Below are 4,089 nucleotides of genomic sequence, written 5' to 3'. Positions count from 1 at the left end.
GGGAAGGATTCGAACCTTCGAAGTCTGTGACGGCAGATTTACAGTCTGCTCCCTTTGGCCGCTCGGGAACCCCACCAGATTTTAACTACTGTGACTTGATTGGTGCCGGCTACCGGAATCGAACTGGTGACCTACTGATTACAAGTCAGTTGCTCTACCAACTGAGCTAAGCCGGCATCAAGTGCAGCGCATTCTAGGTAGAGCGGACGGTCTATGCAACAAAAAAATTGCGTTAGCTGCACTTTCGCTCACAAAACGCCCAATTTTGCATGCCGCATGGCAATTCGACGTGTACGGCGTGCAAACATTAATCAGTTTCAGGCCGATTTTCTATAACCTCATTGCTCTTGCAAGAATCAATGGGGCATTTCTTCCGCCAGGTGGCCTCTAACCTTTTCGTAAATCTGTCTACGAAATGGCTGCATCGCAACATGAAAGCGGTATCGCTCTTGGTTGATACCCTTTCTCCATCGACTGCGGGCCGCTTCTCACAATTGACATAAACTCATACTAATCGCCAACTTTTGCGAAAAAAGTCTACGCCAAAAACGAAGCTGTCTATAATATGCAGCTTGTTTATTATCTGGAGTTGGCGTCCGGCGCCTTTCCCAACCTGCGTTAACAGGCAGAATTTGGCTTATGATAAAAAGAGATCAATCTTTAGCGACGCCTTATCTTCAGTTCGATCGTACCCAATGGGCTGCGCTGCGAAACTCGGTGCCGCTGACACTGTCAGAAGAAGAGATTGTTAAACTGAAAGGGATTAACGAAGATCTCTCTTTGGAAGAAGTAGCGCAGATTTATCTGCCGCTATCACGACTGTTGAACTTCTATATCAGTTCCAACCTGCGCCGTCAGGCGGTGCTTGAGCAATTTCTCGGAACCGATGGACAAAAAATCCCCTACATTATCGGCATTGCCGGCAGCGTTGCCGTTGGCAAAAGTACTACCGCACGTTTACTGCAGGCATTGCTCAGCAGCTGGCCGGAACACCGCAGCGTAGAACTGATCACCACTGACGGCTTCTTGCATCCTAACAAGGTGCTAAACGAGCGTGGGTTGATGAAGAAAAAGGGCTTCCCACAGTCCTACGATATGCACAGCCTGGTAAAATTCGTTTCTGAAGTAAAATCCGGCGCTAAGCGCGTGACAGCTCCAGTATATTCCCACTTGATTTATGATGTCGTTCCTGAAGGGAATAAAGTCATCGAACAACCGGATATTCTTATTCTCGAAGGCCTGAACGTTTTACAAAGCGGCATGGATTATCCTCACGATCCACATCGTGTTTTTGTTTCCGACTTTGTTGATTTTTCAATATATGTCGATGCCCCTGAAGAGTTGCTACAAAGCTGGTATATCAATCGATTCCTTAAATTCCGGCAGGGCGCCTTCTCTAATCCTGACTCTTATTTCCATAATTATTCAAAGCTACCTGAGCCTGAGGCCATAAACATAGCCACCCAATTATGGAATGAGATTAACGGACTGAATTTACATGAAAATATTTTACCAACCCGTGAGCGTGCTAGCCTGATCATGACTAAAAGCGCTAATCATGCCGTTGAAAACGTGCGATTACGGAAGTAAAAGATTAATAATAAGGGGCTTGAGCCCCTTATTAAAATAATTAATCAGCACCACGAAGAGATATTTCTCCGCCAATAAATGGCTTAATTACGCCATTCTGATCAAGCAATAATGCACCCTGTTGATCGATACCACGGGCAATACCAAAAATCTGTTGCTCACCAATTAATAACTTAACAGGTCTATCAATAAAGTTGTCTAATGCACGCCAGCGGGCAATAAATGGTGTCAAACCATCAATCTCAAACTGCTTCAGCGATTGACGCAACTCATTGAGTAAGGTCGCTGCCAATTCATTACGGTCGATATTGATTCCTGCTTCCTGCAAGTTTATCCACCCTTGGTTAATCGCATTAGCATTGGTTTCCCGCATCGCCAAATTAATGCCAGCCCCAATCACCAATTGTGCCGCATCGCCGGTTTTTCCCGTTAATTCGACCAAGATGCCAGCCAGTTTGCGATCGTTGAGATATAGATCATTTGGCCATTTGACCCTGACATCTTCAGCACCGAGGTCTTTCAGCACCTCAGCCATCACTATGCCAATCACCAGACTCAGGCCCATTGCCGCCGCTGGCCCCTGATCCAGACGCCAAAACATTGAGAGATATAGATTGGCACCAAAAGGCGAGATCCATTGGCGCCCTCGCCGACCGCGGCCCGCCTGCTGGTACTCTGCGACACAGGCATCGCCCGACTGCAATTCAGCAATGCGATCTAACAAATATTGGTTGGTTGAATCCACAACGGGCAATACGGTAACACGCTTATCTACCAGTTGGCTGAGAATGCGTTCAGCCTCCAGCAATTGGATTGGGCCAGGTAGGCTATAACCTTTCCCCGGTACGGTAAACACGTCCAAGCCCCACTCGCGGATTGTCTGGATATGCTTGTTAATCGCTGCACGACTCATTCCCAGCAACTCACCAAGATGCTCACCAGAATGGAAGCCGCCATCAGCGAGTATGGCAATAAGCCTGAGGGGAACTTTAGTATCTTTCATGACAGGACCTCTACCGCATTTAACTCAGTATCCTTACCGATAAAGCGAACTTCGGGTTCTAACCATACATCAAACTTTGCCGCTACCGTATTGCGTACATGGCGTGCCAGGGCGACGACATCCTGACGGGTGGCGTTATCCAAATTCACCAAAACAAGCGCCTGCTGGCTATGTACCGCCGCACCACCGATCTGATGGCCTTTCAGTTCACAACGATCAATCAACCAGCCTGCTGCCAACTTCACCTGTCCGTCCTGCTGTGGGTAATGCGGCATGCCCGGGTATTCGGCAATCATCGCCGCGGCTTTTTCATTACTGACCAATGGGTTTTTGAAGAAACTGCCAGCATTGCCCGTCACCTTAGGATCAGGCAGCTTACTGCAGCGCATTGCGCACACAGAGTCAAACACCTGACGCGGCGTTACCGTTTCCGGATCCAACTTCGTCAGATCGCCATAATTCAGCATCGGGTTCCATTGCTTGTTCAGACGTAGGCCCACGCCAACAATAATGTGCCCCTTTTGGAAGCGGTGTTTGAAAATACTGTCACGGTAACCAAACCCACAATCTGATGCCGAAATACGGTCGATAGCCCCCGTATTCAGGTCCAACAGATCAACGTAATCACAGACGTTTTTGAGCTCTATACCATAGGCACCAATATTTTGGATTGGGGCTGATCCAACTAAACCGGGAATCAATGCAAGGTTCTCTAGCCCAGGAATTCCGGCTGCCAGAGTGCGGCAGACCAAATCATGCCAATTCTCGCCCGAACTGACATGGAGAAACCAGGCATCTTCCTCTTCTCTGATATCGATGCCTTTTAATTGATTGATCATGACCGTACCAGAAAAGTCTTCTAGGAACAGGACATTACTCCCTTCACCGAGTACCAGCAGTGGCTCTTGACGTTTCTGCGTTTTCTGCCAAACCTTGATCATTAATTCAATGGTGTCTGCAATGATCAGATGCGCTGCGTTGGCCTGGAGCGCAAAAGTATTGTGTTTTTTTAATGACGCGCTTTCAGTAGACATAACGATAATTACCTATACGGAAATGAACCTTCACCTAGTCTACTCGATTCGGCTCTCTAGGCTAATATTTGTTTTCGATGATATTGCTTTTATCTGGAGTTCATCTACAGGATAAATGCTTTCCGTTGTTTCATTAGGTAATTCCTATATATATTAACAAGATAAAGTCATTAATATAATGAACAACGTGATGAATGCCCGCAATATCTCCGATATGGACTTTATTATCACAACTTAAACAATTCTATTCAGTCCCGCTAATATATGACTGAAGTTGCTCATTTACTTTAAACATTACGGATAATTATAAATATAACTAACTATTCTTTACTCGGGGAGTTTTGGAGAGGTATCTGTATCAGAGGCGCAGCGTAGCTGCGTAATCTTTTTCTTTCGCACACAGCAAAAAGGCCATCCTTGCGGATGGCCTCTTGGCTTAATTGATGCCTGGCAGTGTCCTAC

General features: G+C 46.6%; 3 protein-coding genes and 1 tRNA gene. 1 reads left to right on the top strand and 3 read right to left on the bottom strand.

Annotated elements, in window-relative coordinates; translation table 11 throughout:
• Window positions 1-100: 100 nt before the first annotated feature.
• Window positions 101-176: transfer RNA gene (locus AC2FC2_RS26730), tRNA-Thr, on the bottom strand.
• A gap of 463 nt (window positions 177-639) precedes the next feature.
• Between AC2FC2_RS26730 and coaA the strand changes: the two genes are divergently transcribed.
• Window positions 640-1,590 carry a type I pantothenate kinase gene (coaA, locus tag AC2FC2_RS26725; RefSeq protein ID WP_209640600.1) on the top strand — a complete coding sequence of 317 codons (951 nt, stop codon included), beginning with the start codon at window positions 640-642 and terminating at the stop codon, window positions 1,588-1,590.
• Between the two features lie 40 nt (window positions 1,591-1,630).
• Here the strand turns inward: coaA and birA are convergent, their stop codons facing one another.
• A complete protein-coding gene (gene birA / locus AC2FC2_RS26720; protein WP_490309158.1) occupies window positions 1,631-2,593 on the bottom strand; it encodes a bifunctional biotin--[acetyl-CoA-carboxylase] ligase/biotin operon repressor BirA in 963 nt (320 codons plus the stop codon).
• The gene (murB, locus tag AC2FC2_RS26715) at window positions 2,590-3,627 is read right to left on the bottom strand and encodes a UDP-N-acetylmuramate dehydrogenase (RefSeq protein WP_490660182.1); all 1,038 of its coding nucleotides are present in this window, start codon (window positions 3,625-3,627) and stop codon (window positions 2,590-2,592) included. The genes birA and murB overlap by 4 nt, the downstream gene beginning before the upstream one ends.
• Window positions 3,628-4,089: the final 462 nt, after the last annotated feature.

This window comes from Serratia sp. CoH_122_TC_1, assembly GCF_058191755.1.
This window is presented reverse-complemented; position numbering and strand designations above follow the sequence as displayed.